Genomic DNA, 19,068 nt, shown 5'->3' with positions numbered 1-19,068 from the left:
GATAAGGAAATAGAATGGCTATTTATAAAATATTTTGTGATGAAAGTTGTCATTTAGAACATGATGGCTCTGATATTATGGCAATCGGAGCAATTCACTGCACAGCAGAGAAAGCAATTGAGTTAAGTAAATCAATTAAGGCATTACGACATAAACATAACTACTTACCAGAATTAAAATGGAGTAAGCTAAATAAACAACAATGGAATCTTTACCGCGATCTAATTGATCTCGTTTTAGATAATGAAGAAATTCATTTTAAAACTACTGTCGTAATGAATAAAAAGTCTTTAAATCACAAAGTGTTCAATGAAGGCTCACACAATAATTTTTACTATAAAGTACTCTATTACACAATACGAGATTTCTTAGAGAAAAAAAATATTTACCGCATTTATTTAGATTATATGGATACATTAGGTGCAGATAAATCTAAGAAATTATGCGAAGTATTACAAAATGGTACAAACTGGGATTTAAAAGCAGAAGTGACCATTGTGCAATCTTATCAGGTACAAATTATTCAACTTTGTGATTTATTAGTCGGGGCTGTCGCTTATAAGAACCGAACTGATATTGACCATAAAAGTGCGATAAAACAACAATTTGTAGAATATTTGGAACAAAAACTATGTCATCCTTTAGACATCACTACTGTACCTTGGGAAAAGCATTTTAATATCTTCCGTATGCAACCACAGGGAAGAAAAAGATGCTAGATGAGATATTAGACTTAAATAAAATTGAAAGTGAAAATTTATTTGATTATTTATATTCCATTTTCCATTCAAGCTTTGTAAAAAATCGAACTTATTTAGCCAGAAAAATTTATATAGACCCTAAATCACATGATTTAGAAGATAATAAAGAAAAAATCTTTTGGCATCTAATCTCACGAGAAGAAAAAGAAACCTATTGGGAAAATGGTATAAAGAGATTTCGCTCACGTGGTCGCTATCCTGATTATAGACGGGCTGAAAGAATTGGCTGGGTGAAGGAGATTCTAGAAAATCATACTCATGAAAAAATTAAGCTTTTTTATCATCGTGAAAGTAACAAAAAACGAGATATTCGCTTATATTTATGGGCTTATAAAGATGATTTTGTTGTGATTTTACAGAAACTAGGTAAATCCTCTTCATTTTTAGTGACAAGTTTTTATATCGATCACCAAGGAAAACGTGATGATTATCAGAAACGCTACGAAAAATACCGAAATGGCGATGAAACTTTGAAAGAATGCGAATGGTTCTAATGATAGAGAAATGGTCGCCTATTGTAAGCCGGGCGAACGGCTACCTCTTTCTACTAAAGAGTAGGTGAGCTGTGGGGATTATAGTTATTCCACAACAATTCTGCAAGCGTTTTCTGACGTTTGAAATTTTATAGTATTCAAGACAAATTAAAATCCAACTATCAACTAAACGTTGACAGTTGTACCCTACGAGGAACAATAAAAAACACAATGAAAAACAACCGCACTTTTTTAGAAAAATTATTAGATGGGGCTGAGGTTGAGTGGAAGCCTTTAGATGAAGTTGCCAATATCGTCAATAATGCAAGAAAACCAGTCAAATCATCCTCACGAGTGTCAGGGAATATTCCATATTATGGTGCTAATAATATCCAAGATTATGTCGAAGGATATACTCACGAGGGCGAATTTGTATTAATTGCTGAAGATGGTTCTGCTAGTCTAGAAAATTACTCTATTCAATGGGCTGTAGGTAAATTTTGGGCAAATAACCACGTCCATGTAGTAAATGGCAAAGAAAAATTAAATAATCGTTTTTTATACCATTATTTAACTAATATGAATTTCATTCCATTCTTAGCTGGAAAGGAACGTGCAAAATTAACAAAAGCTAAACTGCAACAAATTCCAATCCCCATCCCCCCACTCTCCGTCCAAACAGAAATCGTAAAAATTTTGGACGCATTGACAGTGCTTACCAGCGAGCTTACCAGCGAGCTTATACTACGCCAGAAGCAGTATGAATACTATCGAGAAAAATTATTATCTTTTGATAGTTTAGAGCTATCGGGGGTGGTAGTCCAATGGATAAAACTGATTGATTTGGGCGAGTTAATTCGTGGCAATGGATTACAGAAGAAAGATTTTACCGAAACAGGCGTTCCAGCCATTCATTATGGTCAAATTTATACCTACTATGGTACATTTGCCACGAAAACCAAATCTTTTGTTTCGCCTGAATTAGCTAAAAAATTGAAAAAAGTAGATTGTGGTGATGTTGTAATAACAAATACCAGTGAAAACTTTGAGGATGTTGGAAAAGCAATGGTGTACTTAGGGAAAGAACAAGCCGTAACTGGTGGACATGCAACAATATTCAAACCGAATCATGAAAAAATACTAAGCAAATATTTTGTTTATCTTACGCAAACATCATTTTTCACAAATGAAAAACGTAAATATGCCAAAGGAACAAAAGTTATTGATGTATCAGCAACTGATATGGCTAAAATCATTCTTCCTATTCCCCCATTAGAGGAACAACACCGCATCGTTTCAATCTTAGACAAATTTGAAACCTTAACCAATTCCATCACCGAAGGCTTGCCTTTAGCGATTGAACAAAGCCAAAAGCGGTATGAATATTACAGAGAATTATTACTAAATTTTAAACAATAAGAAAATATGCCAAAAACATTAAAAGAATGGAAAAGTTTTGATGACCAACTCTCGCAATTAAAAACACGTGGGCTTGTTATTGAGAATGACTTAAAAGCCTTAGGTTATTTAAAAACCATTGGATATTATCGTGTTAGTGGCTATCTTTATCCTTTTCGCCAAATAGATATTTGTAATCCTGAGAAAAAATTAGACCGCTTTATTGAAAATACATCTTTTACTGATGTAAAACAACTTTACCTTTTTGATAAAAAATTACGACAATTAGCACTTGATGCTTTAGAAAGAATTGAAGTCGCTATGCGTGTGAATATTGCTTATCAATTAGGAAAATATCATCCGCTCGCCCACAAAAAAAGTGAATTTTTTGATTCTAATTTCCGACATTCAGAATGGTTAGATAGACTTGATAGTTTAATTCGCCGAGAAGGAAAAACAAGTTTTGTAAAACATCATTTAGAACAATATGAAGATCTGCCTATTTGGGTATGCTGTGAAGTTTGGGATTTTGGCACAATGTCAAAACTTTATAGTGGAATGAAAGAGGAAGATAAAGACCATATTGCTAAAATATATCATTTAAAAAGTGGAAGACATTTACAAACGCATCTTCACGCTTTTAACATCATTCGCAACATTTCTGCACATCATAGCAGATTATGGAATCGTTCTATTCCTGTAAATGCAACATTAAAAGGGCTAAATGACCCACAGTGGAAAATGCTTTCAACAAAACAAGTATTCGTATATTTTTGTTTGATGAAAAGAATGTTAGATATTATTTGTCCAAATTCAACGTGGGGAGAACGTTTTTTAGCGGTTCTTGATGAATTTCCTAAGGTGCAAAATAATGCAATTTCAATAAAAGATACAGGATTAGTTATTGACCTAAAAGAATGGAATCTATGGAAAAAAATGGCCCCTAGCCTTGTGAATCCAACCACTTGAGTTGGCAAAGCCAGGGGAACTGTTGGCACGCATAGTATAAAAATATGGATCCGAGGTCAAGTTCTTTAGTTAAAACTAAAGTTTTCTTGATTAATATTTAAACTATAAAAATTACGACTAGAAAACATATCCAATAGAAATAATCTTATTATTCAATAACTTATAATAACTCAAGTTATTCAATAATACTGAATAACTGAAAAATATACTAAGGAAAAACTATGACCCAATACAAAACCATCGCTGAATCCAATAATTTTATCGTTTTAGATCAATATAATAAATTTGTGGAAGAACCTAATGCTGGTTATCAAACGGAAGGGAGCCTTGAGCGTGAGTTTATTCGTGATTTACAGGCGCAAGGCTATGAGTATTTACAAGGGCTTAATAATCACGATGAACTGATTAAAAACTTACGTGTTCAATTACAACGGTTGAATAATGTTATTTTCTCCGATGCGGAATGGCAACGTTTTTTAGAAGAATATTTGGATAAACCCAGTGATAGTCTGATTGAGAAAACCCGAAAAATTCACGATGATTATATTTATGATTTTGTGTTCGATAATGGACGCATTCAGAATATCTATTTGCTAGATAAGAAAAATCTTGCCAATAATTCTCTGCAAGTCATCAATCAATTTGAGCAAACTGGCAGCTATGACAATCGTTATGATGTGACCATTTTGGTAAATGGTTTACCGCTTGTACATATTGAATTAAAAAAACGTGGCGTGGCGATTCGTGAAGCCTTTAATCAAATTCATCGCTACAGCAAAGAAAGTTTCAATAAAGAAAATTCTCTCTTTAAATATATTCAGATTTTTGTCATTTCTAATGGCACGGATACCCGCTATTTTGCCAATACCACCAAACGCGATAAGAACAGCTACGACTTCACAATGAATTGGGCAACGGCAAAAAATACTTTAATTAAAGATTTAAAGGATTTTACAGCGACTTTCTTGCAAAAGAATACTTTGCTCAATGTGTTGGTAAATTACTGCGTGTTTGATGTTTCCGACACTCTATTGATTATGCGTCCGTATCAAATTGCCGCCACAGAGCGGATTTTATGGAAAATCAAAAGTTCATATCACGCCAAAAATTGGAGTAACAAAGAAAGTGGTGGCTATATTTGGCATACCACAGGTTCAGGTAAAACGCTTACCAGTTTTAAAGCCTCTCGCCTTGCGACTGAACTTGATTTTATTGATAAAGTCTTTTTTGTGGTGGATAGAAAGGACTTAGATTATCAAACAATGAAGGAATATCAGCGTTTTTCGCCTGATAGCGTGAATGGCTCGGAAAGTACTGCTGGGCTTAAACGCAATATTGAAAAAGACGATAACAAAATTATCGTAACCACCATTCAAAAGTTGAATAATTTGATGAAATCGGAAGAGAATTTGCCGATTTATCAAAAACAAGTCGTATTTATTTTCGATGAAGCCCATCGCTCCCAATTTGGCGAAGCACAAAAAAATCTAAAACGTAAATTCAAAAAATTCTATCAATTTGGTTTTACTGGCACGCCAATTTTTTCTGAAAATGCCTTAGGTGCGGAAACCACAGCCAGTGTATTCGGTACGGAATTGCATTCTTATGTGATTACCGATGCTATTCGTGATGACAAAGTACTGAAATTCAAGGTCGATTACAACGATGTCCGCCCACAATTTAAAGCCTTAGAAACAGAAAAAGATCCTGAAAAATTGACCGCACTTGAGCAGAAACAAGCCTTTTTACACCCTGAGCGTATTAAAGAAATCTCGCAATATTTGCTTAACAATTTTAAACAGAAAACCCACCGCTTGAACGCCACAGGTAAGGGCTTTAATGCAATGTTTGCGGTAAGCAGTGTGGAAGCGGCAAAACGTTATTACGAAACTTTACAAAATCTACAGACTGAACAAGAAAAACCGTTAAGAATTGCCACCATTTTCTCTTTTGCGGCAAATGAAGAACAAGATGCGATTGGAGATATTCCAGATGAAACCTTTGAACCCACTGCTCTAAACAGTACGGCAAAAGAATTTTTAACAAAAGCCATTGATGATTACAATCACTACTTTGGCACGAATTATGGCGTAGATAGTCAATCATTCCAAAATTACTATCGCGATCTTGCCAAACGTGTGAAAAATCAGGAAGTGGATTTACTGATTGTGGTCGGAATGTTCTTAACAGGCTTTGATGCCCCTACGTTGAATACGCTTTTCGTGGACAAAAACTTGCGTTATCACGGATTAATGCAGGCTTTTTCTCGCACCAACCGCATTTATGACACCACTAAAACCTTTGGGAATATTGTTACTTTCCGCGATTTGGAACAAAATACCGTTGATGCAATCACACTATTTGGCGATAAAAACACGAAGAATGTCGTACTAGAGAAAAGCTATGACAGCTATTTTAACGGTGATGACAATCAACGTGGTTATTTAGAGGTTGTTCAAGAGCTGCAAAATCGCTTTCCTAATCCAACAGAAATCGAAACAGAGCAAGATAAAAAAGAGTTTGTAAAATTATTTGGCGAATATTTACGTATTGAAAATATTTTGCAAAATTACGATGAATTTGCAGCATTGCAAGCCTTACAAGCGGTCGATTTAAATGATCCGATTGCAATGGAAAAATTCAAGCAAGTACATTATGTGAATGATGAACAAATTGCAGAAATGCTTGAAGTACCCACTTTACCAGTAAGAACAGAGCAAGATTATCGTTCAACTTATAATGATATTCGCGATTGGTTACGCCAAAGAAAAGAGGGGAATGATAAGGATAATTCGCCGATAAATTGGGATGATGTCGTGTTTGAAGTGGATTTATTAAAATCTCAAGAAATCAATTTGGATTACATTCTTGCGTTAATTTTCGAACATCATAAGAAAAACCAAGACAAAGAGGTGTTAATTGATGAAATCCGCCGTACAGTTCGTTCAAGTTTAGGTAACCGTGCGAAAGAGAGCTTGATTGTCGATTTTATCAACCAAACAAATTTAAATGATATTCCCGATAAAGCAAGCTTGATTGATGCCTTTTTCCTTTTTGCCCAGAATGAGCAACAAAAAGAAGCAGAAGCCCTAATTCAAGAAGAAAATTTGAATGTCGATGCAGCAAAACGCTATATCAGCACTTCATTAAAACGCGAATATGCCAGTGAAAACGGCACGGCACTTAATGAAGTATTGCCAAAAATGAGTCCACTTAATCCACAATATCTCACTAAAAAACAGACGATTTTCCAAAAAATTGCTGCATTTGTAGAGAAATTTAAAGGGGTTGGTGGAAAGATTTAGATTTAAATTTAATATATCAACAATTAGACACCTTATTAAGACATAAAGGCATTATGAATTATGAATTATGAATTATGAATTAATAATACAAAACATACTGGTCAATATTTAACTAGTCGTGATAATAAAAACAGCGCCAATTTATACTTGGAGCTGTTTTATTTTTATATCGATAAACTTATTTTTTACGTGCTAAAATTCGATTTGCACACTCTGCTGCAGCTGTTAAGCCACCTGCCATCATAATAATATCTTTAATCACTAAACGACCAACTCCAGATAAATAAGGGAAACCATAGGCTGGCGTTGGTAAATCTCCACCTAGATTAGGCACCCAAGCCTCGGGCGTTGTGATTAAAAATGACAGCGTGACTATTGACATGCCAAATGTCAGTAGGCCTCCTGCTAAACCTGCCGTTGCATTCCAAATACCAGCTAAAGTAAGAATACCAACAGTAACAATAATTGCTCCAATAATGTAAGAAGCCGTATAGGTGCCATTTTCTTTATGCCATTCGATGTTTTTTGCAACCATTTTTCCTTCAGGATTTTTGTGTAGTGTATATTCCATCACTAACTCTCCTTTATCATTCGGCACTAAATTTGGCCCTTTTTCATACATATAGCTAAAAAACGGGCTATTTGATACAAAGTGAGCAATTCCATCTGCCTCATATTGACAAACTTTCAAACCACCGATCCATGCCATTACAATAAAAATAGCAATACGGATAAAATTAATAAATTGACGCTGCATTGGTGCAACAATTCTCGCGACAAATTCAACAAATGTATTAAATACTGACATATAAATTTCCACATCAAAGTAAATAAAATTGAGAGCCTAATTCTACTCGCTTTAATATTAAAAAGCAAAATCAATTCCCTTTAATATAAAGGTAAATAACGGAGAAATTTGAAAAGTTTTACTAATTAAAATAAAATTTGATTTTCCCATTTTAAGCCTCTTTATTATCTTTAAATCACATTTAAATAATCTTTACACAACTACCTTATGATATTAAAATTTACAAAATTTAAGCAAATCCTCCACATCATCTAACCAAAGATTCCCAATTTCATCAATCAATTCTCCACAATTAAAAACATCAGAATTTTTAGCCGCACTTTCTAAAGTATCCGCTAATTGACGTAAATGATTTAACCCTACCGATGCCGCTGCACCTTTAATTTTATGGGCGATATCTTCTGTTTCTTTCATATTATCTTTTGATAATTGAGCAAGATAATTTGGCATAGTTTGTTTGAATAAAGATAAATTTTCTAAAATTTGTTTTTTTCCAAGTGTTTCTATCAGCGCTAAATCAAACTGTTCTGAAAGCTCATTATCATCATTCATTTCTATAATAGATTCGCTTTCATCTGCAAAAAATTGCTGTAGACAATGGTGTAAATCCTTAATTGAAATGGGTTTACGTAATACGCCATCCATGCCCATTTCTAAATATTCTTGCTCGCTTTGCATAACATTCGCGGTAAAAGCAATCATTGGCGGTAAAAAATCATAAATACCGTTTTCATAGTTCTCTCGCAAATATTGGGCAATTTCAAAACCACTCATATCTGGTAATTTAATATCGAGCAATAGAATGTCGTAAACATTTTTCTCAAATAAAGTAATCGCCTGCTTGCCATTTGTCGCAACATCAACATGATGCCCAAGTTTTTCTAAAATAGTTTTCGCAACCATAATATTGAGATCAACATCTTCCACTAAAAGAATATTCAAGAATGGTATATTTTTCTTAACGGATTCTTGTTCAGAAATTTCTTGAGCGTGGAGAGTAAGATGGAAAGTCGCGCCTTTTCCTCGCTCACTTTCAACTGTTAAATCCCCTTCCATTAACTGAGCGAGATTTTTAGAAATAGCCAACCCAATACCGCTACCCGCACTTTGCTGGCGGCTTTCTTTCACTTGATAATACATTTCAAAAATATGTTTTTGTTCTTCAGGTGAAATCCCCATTCCTGTATCTTTCACAATAAAATGGTAACAATCCTGATTTCTCATAATTTTAAGAATAATATTTCCCTGATCCGTAAACTTCACCGCATTACTAATTAAGTTCCACAAAATTTGGCTCAAGCGAACACGATCAAGATTCAACCAATTAGGCAAATTAGGTTCAAGCTCTAAAGAAAAAATAAGATTTTTTTCTTTGGCGAGGAAACTAGCAAAATTATAAATATCGTTTAATAAGGCGGGGAAATCTGTTGGCTGGCGATTTAATTCAATTCGGCTGGCATCAATTTTTTCCAAATCAATAATATCGCTAAAAATATAGCCTAAACTGACCGCACTTATGTTGATAGTTTTTAAATAATTACGCTGGAGATCATCCAATTCATCATCAAGTAAAATCTGGCTAAGCCCGACAATCCCATTCAATGGCGTGCGAAATTCATGGCTTATTGTGGCAAGTAAGGTACTTTTATCACGGCTATTTTTTTCTAACTTTTCCAATGCTTGGGATAATTTTTTCTGAGCAGCAATTCGCTCGGCGACCTCATTTTCCAATCGATTAACCGAGCTAGAAAGATCAAGACGAGAATGTTCAAGTTTTTCTACTAATAAAGTGAAAAAATAAATAACAAAAGGCGCAGTGAGTAAGCCAAAAGTTACCGAACGAAAAATATCTACCCAAGATATCTGATGAACAATAAATAGACTAAATAAAATCTGAGTACAAAGGGCTAAAACCGCTAGAATCATCACGCCTAAAAGAGAAAAACGAAGACGCCCAAGACGAATAACCCAATCCACATAACTCTGAGCAAAATATTTGAAATTTTTCATCAAATCTCCTAAAACATTATTATCGTTATAAAAAAAAACCTGTGCATATAGGCTTTATTATATCCATAAAGTAAAAGAGATTGTTATTACTATGTGTGCGTAAGAAATGAAAAACTTAATCTTTATTAATTATCTGTTTGACTAAAATTTGTAATTCAGGAATAACTTGCTCTTCAAACCAAGGATTCTTTGTTACCCAAAGCTGATTACGTGGGGAAGGGTGCACGAGAGGCATAAAGTGCGGTAAGAATTGACGATAATTTTTAACAGTGTTAGTTACATTATCTTTATTTTCGGGTAAATAATATTTCTGTGCATATTGCCCAATAAGAATAGTGAGCTGAATATTAGGTAGATGCCCTAAAATCATTGGATGCCATCTTTCTGCAAAACCTTGACGAGGTGGTAAGTCACCCGATTTACCTTTTCCAGGATAATAGAAATCCATTGGAAGAACCGCAAATATCCCAGAATTATAAAAATAATCGTAATCTACTCCCAACCATTCACGCAGACGATCACCGCTTTTATCATTCCAATACAAACGAGATTGCTCAGCTTTTAACCCAGGAGCTTGACCAACAATATTAATTCGAGCTGTTTTAGGAGCCGAAAATAAAGGGAAAATTCCACGTTCTGTAAAATCTTTATTTTGAGGATCAGCGATAATACTTGAAGTTATTTCGTCTAAATTTTTAATCATAATGAAGGAGATTAGAAATGAATATATAAAGTCTATTTGAAAAATATGAAAAATCAAAACTCTAAATGATGTAAATAGGTATATTTATTAAAACTATATTGTAGGCAATACAAAACTAAAAACTTGATATTGAAATACAATCTCTATTTTCTACTTTAATCCTTTTCATGAAATAATGAGTAGATTCCCAAAAGCTAAAACCCCATATCTTTCGACACGGGGTTCTTCTGTTTTTATGTGATTTAGATTTGTATCTGATAACCTGGCGGTGCCCTACTCTCACATGGGGAAACCCCACACTACCATCGGCATTACAGCGTTTCACTTCTGAGTTCGGTATGGTCTCAGGTGGGTCCACCGCACTATCGCCGCCAGGATAATTCTTTGATAACTCGTCTTCTCTTTTATCTCTCGTCTCTTTTATCTCTCGTTACTCAGTCTTTCCTCTACCTTTCACTCGTTCTTATTGGTCACAAGCTGAACTCAATTTTCTTTCTATTAAGTCTTCTATACTTACTTTTCTTTGTTTAGTCTTTTACTTCGGTTTCCGCTCTACTTTTATTTGCTTCGCTTTTCATCTCTTACTTCACTTAGCTCCCAAAAACACTTGAGCGTTGTATAGTTAAGCCTCTCGGGCAATTAGTATCTGTTAGCTCAATGTATCACTACACTTACACACCAGACCTATCTACGTCGTAGTCTACAACAACCCTTACTGACTTAAAGTCAGGGATGACTCATCTCTTGGCAAGTTTCGTGCTTAGATGCTTTCAGCACTTATCTCTTCCGCATTTAGCTACCCAGCAATGCCTCTGGCGAGACAACTGGAACACCAGTGATGCGTCCACTCCGGTCCTCTCGTACTAGGAGCAGCCCCAATCAATCATCCTACGCCCACGGCAGATAGGGACCGAACTGTCTCACGACGTTCTAAACCCAGCTCGCGTACCACTTTAAATGGCGAACAGCCATACCCTTGGGACCTACTTCAGCCCCAGGATGTGATGAGCCGACATCGAGGTGCCAAACACCGCCGTCGATATGAACTCTTGGGCGGTATCAGCCTGTTATCCCCGGAGTACCTTTTATCCGTTGAGCGATGGCCCTTCCATTCAGAACCACCGGATCACTATGACCTACTTTCGTACCTGCTCGACTTGTCTGTCTCGCAGTTAAGCTTGCTTATACCATTGCACTAACCTCACGATGTCCGACCGTGATTAGCAAACCTTCGTGCTCCTCCGTTACGCTTTGGGAGGAGACCGCCCCAGTCAAACTACCCACCAGACACTGTCCGAGACCACGTTTCGTCATCTTCGTTAGAACATCAAACGTTAAAGGGTGGTATTTCAAGGTCGCCTCCACAATGACTGGCGTCACTGCTTCAAAGGCTCCCACCTATCCTACACATCAAAATTCAATGTTCAGTGTCAAGCTATAGTAAAGGTTCACGGGGTCTTTCCGTCTAGCCGCGGGTACACCGCATCTTCACGGCGATTTCAATTTCACTGAGTCTCGGGTGGAGACAGCCTGGCCATCATTATGCCATTCGTGCAGGTCGGAACTTACCCGACAAGGAATTTCGCTACCTTAGGACCGTTATAGTTACGGCCGCCGTTTACTGGGGCTTCGATCAGGTGCTTCTCTTGCGATTACACCATCAATTAACCTTCCAGCACCGGGCAGGCATCACACCCTATACCTCCACTTTCGTGTTTGCAGAGTGCTGTGTTTTTAATAAACAGTTGCAGCCAGCTGGTATCTTCGACCGGTTCAACCTTCAGGGGCTAGCCCTTACAATCTACGCCGGCGCACCTTCTCCCGAAGTTACGGTGCTATTTTGCCTAGTTCCTTCACCCGAGTTCTCTCAAGCGCCTGAGTATTCTCTACCTGACCACCTGTGTCGGTTTTCAGTACGGTTTAGTAAAGCCTTTCGCTTAGTGGCTTTTCCTGGAAGTGTGGTATCAGTTACTTCAGCTCCGTAGAGCCTCGTCATCATCTCTCTGTGTTAAGGAAGTCCGGATTTGCCTAAACTTCCCACCTACCAACTTAAACGCACATATCCAACAGTGCGATAACCTAACCTACTCCGTCCCCACATCGCAGCTTTACCAAGTACAGGAATATTAACCTGTTTCCCATCGACTACGCTTTTCAGCCTCGCCTTAGGAGCCGACTCACCCTGCCCCGATTAACGTTGGACAGGAACCCTTGGTCTTCCGGCGAACGGGTTTTTCACCCGTTTTATCGTTACTTATGTCAGCATTCGCACTTGTGATACGTCCAGCCCACCTCTCGATGAACCTTCTTCCGCTTACACAACGCTCCCCTACCCAACAGGCGTATCACTAATAATCCTCACTCTAAGATGCCCGACTCAACGTTCGGGTTGCTTGAACAACCTTTCATGTCGCTTCGCACCATTCTAGCTTGTTAATCGTAAGGCGTATTAGTGATACGCCTGATGCCGCAGCTTCGGTGCTATATTTCAGCCCCGTTACATCTTCCGCGCAGGCCGACTCGACTAGTGAGCTATTACGCTTTCTTTAAATGATGGCTGCTTCTAAGCCAACATCCTAGCTGTCTAAGCCTTCCCACTTCGTTTCCCACTTAATATAGACTTGGGGACCTTAGCTGGCGGTCTGGGTTGTTTCCCTCTCCACGACGGACGTTAGCACCCGCCGTGTGTCTCCTGAGTATCACTCTTTGGTATTCGTAGTTTGCATCGGGTTGGTAAGCCGGGATGGCCCCCTAGCCGAAACAGTGCTCTACCCCCAAAGGTGTCACCTCAAGGCTCTACCTAAATAGATTTCGGGGAGAACCAGCTATCTCCCGGTTTGATTGGCCTTTCACCCCCAGCCACAAGTCATCCGCTAATTTTTCAACATTAGTCGGTTCGGTCCTCCAGTTAGTGTTACCCAACCTTCAACCTGCCCATGGCTAGATCACCGGGTTTCGGGTCTATACCTTGCAACTACTCGCCCAGTTAAGACTCGGTTTCCCTTCGGCTCCCCTATTCAGTTAACCTCGCTACAAAATATAAGTCGCTGACCCATTATACAAAAGGTACGCAGTCACCCCATCACTTAATCCCACTGCTTATTTTGGGTGGTTTGACTCGCTTCGCTCCTCTTACCATTGTTTAAGTGCGGTTGCTTTTCATCACCTTCCAATCGGATTAAGTGATGGGGCTCCCACTGCTTGTACGTACAAGGTTTCAGGTTCTATTTCACTCCCCTCACCGGGGTTCTTTTCGCCTTTCCTTCACAGTACTGGTTCACTATCGGTCAATCAGGAGTATTTAGCCTTGGAGGATGGTCCCCCCTTCTTCAAACAGGATATCACGTGTCCCGCCCTACTTCTCGTTAGCTTAGTACCACAATATGGTTTTTAGATACGGGATTATCACCCTCTTTGATTGTGCTTCCCAACACATTCTCCTAACTATACTGCTATCACTTACTGGCTCTTTCGCTTTCGCTCGCCGCTACTGACGAAATCTCGGTTGATTTCTTTTCCTCGGGGTACTTAGATGTTTCAGTTCTCCCGGTTTGCCTCAACAAGCTATGAATTCACTTGTTGATAGTAGATTCTTCATCTACTGGGTTTCCCCATTCGGATATCTTGGATTAAACGCCTCTTATCGACTCATCCAAGCTTTTCGCAGATTAGCACGTCCTTCTTCGCCTCTGATTGCCAAGGCATCCACCTTGTACGCTTAGTCACTTAACTATACAACCTCAAATGTTTTCTATCACTTTAAGTTTTCACTTCAAAGTGCGGTCAATTTGATGCGTATTTTCATTCAACTAAACACTTGATTGCTTTTGTTCAATCAAGATTTTATGCAAAACAGGTTTTGTTTTTAGAGTTTCCTTCTCCGTTCCCTCTTTTCACTTTCCCGTCTTGCCTACTCAGACTTTCTCTCGAAAATCTCTTGTTTTCAGCTTGTTTCCAATTTTTTAAAGAACAGTAAGATAATCTAATAAAGTTATCTTTAATTGGCGTCCCCACGGGGATTCGAACCCCGGTTACCGCCGTGAAAGGGCGATGTCCTAGGCCTCTAGACGATGGGGACATCAATTAAAGATACTCTATTTTCTTTTTATCTTTTAACGTTTATTTTTCAACGTTGCTTTCGCTTCGTTTTTAATCTTGTCTACAACTATCAGCCAATCTGTGTGAGCACTCGCTGTCTCTCGTCTTCAGTAAGGAGGTGATCCAACCGCAGGTTCCCCTACGGTTACCTTGTTACGACTTCACCCCAGTCATGAATCATACCGTGGTAAACGCCCTCCAAAAGGTTAAGCTATCTACTTCTGGTACAACCCACTCCCATGGTGTGACGGGCGGTGTGTACAAGGCCCGGGAACGTATTCACCGCGACATTCTGATTCGCGATTACTAGCGATTCCGACTTCATGGAGTCGAGTTGCAGACTCCAATCCGGACTTAGACGTACTTTATGAGATTCGCTCCACCTCGCAGCTTCGCTTCCCTCTGTATACGCCATTGTAGCACGTGTGTAGCCCTACTCGTAAGGGCCATGATGACTTGACGTCATCCCCACCTTCCTCCAGTTTATCACTGGCAGTCTCCTTTGAGTTCCCGACCAAGTCGCTGGCAACAAAGGATAAGGGTTGCGCTCGTTGCGGGACTTAACCCAACATTTCACAACACGAGCTGACGACAGCCATGCAGCACCTGTCTCTAAGTTCCCGAAGGCACAAGCTCATCTCTGAGCTCTTCTTAGGATGTCAAGAGTAGGTAAGGTTCTTCGCGTTGCATCGAATTAAACCACATGCTCCACCGCTTGTGCGGGCCCCCGTCAATTCATTTGAGTTTTAACCTTGCGGCCGTACTCCCCAGGCGGTCGATTTATCACGTTAGCTACGGGCGCCAGAGTTAAACCCCAACCCCCAAATCGACAGCGTTTACAGCGTGGACTACCAGGGTATCTAATCCTGTTTGCTCCCCACGCTTTCGCACATGAGCGTCAGTACATTCCCAAGGGGCTGCCTTCGCCTTCGGTATTCCTCCACATCTCTACGCATTTCACCGCTACACGTGGAATTCTACCCCTCCCTAAAGTACTCTAGTTACCCAGTCTGAAATGCAATTCCCAGGTTAAGCCCGGGGCTTTCACACCTCACTTAAATAACCGCCTGCGTGCCCTTTACGCCCAGTTATTCCGATTAACGCTCGCACCCTCCGTATTACCGCGGCTGCTGGCACGGAGTTAGCCGGTGCTTCTTCTGTATTTAACGTCAATTTGATGTGCTATTAACACATCAACCTTCCTCAATACCGAAAGAACTTTACAACCCTAAGGCCTTCTTCATTCACGCGGCATGGCTGCGTCAGGGTTCCCCCCATTGCGCAATATTCCCCACTGCTGCCTCCCGTAGGAGTCTGGACCGTGTCTCAGTTCCAGTGTGGCTGGTCATCCTCTCAGACCAGCTAGAGATCGCAGGCTTGGTAGGCATTTACCCCACCAACTACCTAATCCCACTTGGGCTCATCCTATGGCATGCGGCCTCTCAGTCCCGCACTTTCATCTTCCGATAATACGCGGTATTAGCGACAGTTTCCCGTCGTTATCCCCCTCCATAGGCCAGATTCCCAAGCATTACTCACCCGTCCGCCACTCGTCAGCAAGAAAGCAAGCTTTCTCCTGCTACCGTTCGACTTGCATGTGTTAAGCCTGCCGCCAGCGTTCAATCTGAGCCATGATCAAACTCTTCAATTCAAGTTCAATCGCTCAATAAACTGCTTAGCTATAAATAAAACACTACTTAAAAAAGTAATAATGAATTTTCAGTTAAGCACCTATTAAGACTTCAAAATTAAAAAATATTTTTAAAACAAGTCAATCAACAAGTGCCCACACAGATTGTCTGATATATTGTTAAAGAGCAAAAAATAACGACGCACTTGGAAACTTAAAAAACTTCACAACAGTGCGTCGTTGTGTGCGGTGCATTATAGGGATTTTCAAATCCCTTGCAAGTACTTTTTTGTAAAAATATTTAAAAAAATGATCTTTTGATGGAAATATAAACATTTTATTAAAAAGTGCGGTTAGAATAGTCAAACTTTTATTGCTATTATTTCTTACGTAATGAAACTTCTCCACCATTAAACATCTGAATTTTATTGCCACATAATACTTTTAAATAACCACGTTCATCTATGCCTTGTTCAATACCTGAAATAACGCCTTTCCCAGTAAGCACCTTTACTTCACTATTTGAAAACGCATTATATGATTGCCATGCTTGTTGAAATTCCTCATCAATACCATTTTGCTCAAAGATATTTAAACGTGTATATAAATGTTGTATAAGTTTGGGTAATAAAGTTTGTCGCTCTACATCAGGATCAATTTCACACACTTCCGCATAAGGCTGACTAATTTCTGTTTGTTTTGACAACGACACATTAATACCTATGCCAATCACTAAATTGAGCATGCCATTTTTATGATTAGCAATTTCAACTAAAATGCCACCTAACTTTCTTTCATCAAACAAAATATCATTTGGCCATTTCACTTGTACATTTAGCACTTCCGCAATCGCCAAACCGATGACTAAACTTAACCCCTCAATTGATTTTTTAGGATCAAATGCCCAATAAAAACTAAACATGATTTGCCCAGCAAAAGGCGATAACCATTGGCGACCACGCCGACCGCGCCCTGCAGTTTGATATTCAGCCACACAAAGATCGCCTTTTTTTAATGAAAGAATATTTTGTAGTATCCATTCATTTGTAGAGGAAATTATCGGCTGATAATGGATGCCATAAGGAAAAAGTGCGGTTGAAATTTGCTGAGGATTTAATAAAGGAAGCATTGGCACTAAGCGATAATGTTGTCCATCAACGAGAATATCCAAACCAATTTCACGTAATTGTTGAATATCTTCCTCTAGATTTTTAGAAAACTTTTCCAATTCAGACCGCACTTTTGTCTGACAATCCGCTAAATATGTCAATAACGTAAAATTCATCATTCATTCCTTATGGCAAATAGTATGAAAATCATAGCATAAGTCCTAAAATTTCGTTTTCAAAATCAAGTAAAATCTGTATAATCCCGCCGCAATATTTTTTAACTTCAACTTAGCGAGAATATTGCAATGTCATTACGCATTAAACAAGAAGCCCTTACTTTTGACGATGTTCTACTCGTCCCAGCTCACTCAACTGTGCTTCCAAATACTGCCAACCTTTCAACTCAACTTACCAAAGAAATTCGCCTAAATATTCCAATGCTTTCAGCAGCAATGGATACCGTAACTGAAACCAAACTTGCGATCTCTTTAGCACAAGAAGGCGGTATTGGCTTTATTCATAAAAATATGACGATCGAACGCCAAGTAGATCGTGTTCGTAAAGTAAAAAAATTCGAAAGTGGTATCGTTTCTGAACCAGTAACTGTTTTACCAAATTTAACGCTTGCCGAACTTGCTGAAATGGTGAAGAAAAACGGATTTGCGGGCTACCCTGTTGTAGATGAGGAAAATAACTTAATCGGTATCATTACTGGCCGTGATACACGCTTCGTAAAAGATTTAAGCAAAACTGTTTCACAAGTAATGACGAAAAAAGAAGACTTGGTGACCGTAAAAGAAGGGGCGAGTCGCGAAGAAATTTTGGAATTAATGCATCAACACCGTGTTGAAAAAGTATTAGTGGTTAATGATAGTTTCAAACTTAAAGGTATGATTACCGTTAAAGACTTCCAAAAAGCAGAACAAAAACCAAATGCATGTAAAGATGAATTCGGTCGTTTACGTGTCGGTGCGGCTGTAGGTGCAGGTGCTGGCAACGAAGAACGTATTGATGCATTAGTGAAAGCAGGCGTAGATGTACTATTAATTGATTCTTCTCACGGTCACTCAGAAGGCGTATTACAACGCGTTCGTGAAACTCGTGCAAAATATCCAAATTTGCCTATCGTTGCAGGTAACGTAGCAACGGCTGAAGGTGCAATTGCATTAGCAGACGCAGGCGCAAGTGCTGTAAAAGTAGGTATTGGCCCTGGTTCAATTTGTACAACTCGTATTGTAACTGGCGTAGGTGTTCCACAAATCACGGCTATCGCAGATGCAGCGGCGGCATTAAAAGATCGTGGCATTCCAGTTATCGCAGACGGCGGTATCCGCTTCTCTGGTGATATTGCAAAAGCTATCGCTGCAGGCGCAAGCTGTGTAATGGTTGGCTCGATGTTTGCCGGTACTGAAGAAGCACCAGGTGAAATCGAACTTTACCAAGGCCGCGCATTTAAATCTTACCGTGGTATGGGCTCATTAGGTGCTATGGCGAAAGGCTCATCAGATCGTTACTTCCAATCGGATAACGCGGCAGACAAACTCGTACCAGAAGGTATCGAAGGCCGTATTCCATACAAAGGTTACTTAAAAGAAATTATCCACCAACAAATGGGTGGCTTACGTTCTTGTATGGGCTTAACGGGCTGTGCAACTATTGATGAATTACGCACCAAAGCGGAATTTGTTCGCATTAGCGGTGCAGGCATTAAAGAAAGCCACGTTCACGATGTTGCTATTACTAAAGAAGCACCGAACTATCGTATGGGCTAATCTTTAAGGTGGGCTTTAGCCTGCCTTTTGCT

General features: G+C 38.9%; 10 protein-coding genes, 1 tRNA gene and 3 rRNA genes. 6 read left to right on the top strand and 8 right to left on the bottom strand.

The window, feature by feature from the left end; all coding sequences use genetic code 11:
- Positions 1–14: 14 nt before the first annotated feature.
- The 5 genes from K6J66_RS04045 (at position 15) to K6J66_RS04025 (ending at position 6,906) form a co-directional block, all read left to right on the top strand.
- Positions 15–719 (top strand): DUF3800 domain-containing protein, encoded by a 705-nt coding sequence (locus K6J66_RS04045; RefSeq protein WP_038439129.1) that lies wholly within the window; start codon positions 15–17, stop codon positions 717–719.
- On the top strand, positions 713–1,255 hold the full coding sequence (locus tag K6J66_RS04040) for a hypothetical protein (RefSeq protein WP_038439130.1): 543 nt from the start codon (positions 713–715) through the stop codon (positions 1,253–1,255). The genes K6J66_RS04045 and K6J66_RS04040 overlap by 7 nt, the downstream gene beginning before the upstream one ends.
- Positions 1,256–1,465: 210 nt before the next feature.
- Entirely contained in the window at positions 1,466–2,653 is a 1,188-nt protein-coding gene (locus K6J66_RS04035; protein ID WP_110442696.1) for a restriction endonuclease subunit S, read from the top strand.
- 6 nt (positions 2,654–2,659) lie between these two features.
- The gene (locus K6J66_RS04030; RefSeq protein WP_005648766.1) at positions 2,660–3,601 is read left to right on the top strand and encodes an Abi family protein; all 942 of its coding nucleotides are present in this window, start codon (positions 2,660–2,662) and stop codon (positions 3,599–3,601) included.
- Between the two features lie 221 nt (positions 3,602–3,822).
- A complete protein-coding gene (locus K6J66_RS04025; RefSeq protein WP_038439135.1) occupies positions 3,823–6,906 on the top strand; it encodes a type I restriction endonuclease subunit R in 3,084 nt (1,027 codons plus the stop codon).
- A 178-nt stretch (positions 6,907–7,084) separates the two neighbouring features.
- Here K6J66_RS04025 and K6J66_RS04020 read toward each other — a convergent pair whose 3' ends face one another.
- The 8 genes from K6J66_RS04020 to birA all read right to left on the bottom strand — a co-directional run bounded on the left by K6J66_RS04020 (position 7,085) and on the right by birA (position 17,440).
- Positions 7,085–7,714: a YkgB family protein gene (locus tag K6J66_RS04020; protein ID WP_005658466.1), complete on the bottom strand. Its 630-nt coding sequence runs from the start codon at positions 7,712–7,714 to the stop codon at positions 7,085–7,087.
- A gap of 213 nt (positions 7,715–7,927) precedes the next feature.
- Positions 7,928–9,724: an ATP-binding protein gene (locus K6J66_RS04015; protein WP_038439138.1), complete on the bottom strand. Its 1,797-nt coding sequence runs from the start codon at positions 9,722–9,724 to the stop codon at positions 7,928–7,930.
- A gap of 115 nt (positions 9,725–9,839) precedes the next feature.
- The gene (locus K6J66_RS04010; protein WP_038439140.1) at positions 9,840–10,427 is read right to left on the bottom strand and encodes a uracil-DNA glycosylase family protein; all 588 of its coding nucleotides are present in this window, start codon (positions 10,425–10,427) and stop codon (positions 9,840–9,842) included.
- A gap of 260 nt (positions 10,428–10,687) precedes the next feature.
- Positions 10,688–10,803, bottom strand: a 5S ribosomal RNA gene (gene rrf, locus K6J66_RS04005).
- 242 nt (positions 10,804–11,045) lie between these two features.
- Positions 11,046–14,159 (bottom strand): 23S ribosomal RNA (locus K6J66_RS04000).
- A gap of 270 nt (positions 14,160–14,429) precedes the next feature.
- Positions 14,430–14,505: transfer RNA gene (locus K6J66_RS03995), tRNA-Glu, on the bottom strand.
- Between the two features lie 131 nt (positions 14,506–14,636).
- Positions 14,637–16,176, bottom strand: a 16S ribosomal RNA gene (locus K6J66_RS03990).
- Together the 16S, 23S and 5S rRNA genes with 1 tRNA gene alongside form the textbook arrangement of a ribosomal RNA operon.
- 358 nt (positions 16,177–16,534) lie before the next feature.
- Positions 16,535–17,440, bottom strand: coding sequence for a bifunctional biotin--[acetyl-CoA-carboxylase] ligase/biotin operon repressor BirA (gene birA, locus K6J66_RS03985; RefSeq protein WP_162629693.1), 906 nt, complete (start codon positions 17,438–17,440; stop codon positions 16,535–16,537).
- Positions 17,441–17,569: 129 nt separating this feature from the next.
- Between birA and guaB the strand changes: the two genes are divergently transcribed.
- Positions 17,570–19,036 (top strand): IMP dehydrogenase, encoded by a 1,467-nt coding sequence (guaB, locus tag K6J66_RS03980; protein ID WP_038439150.1) that lies wholly within the window; start codon positions 17,570–17,572, stop codon positions 19,034–19,036.
- Positions 19,037–19,068 lie beyond the last annotated feature (32 nt).

Source organism: Haemophilus influenzae, from assembly GCF_019703545.1.
GTDB classification, from domain to species: domain Bacteria; phylum Pseudomonadota; class Gammaproteobacteria; order Enterobacterales; family Pasteurellaceae; genus Haemophilus; species Haemophilus influenzae_E.
The sequence above is the reverse complement of the archived record's forward strand: the minus strand, read 5'-3'. Positions and strand labels throughout refer to the sequence as shown.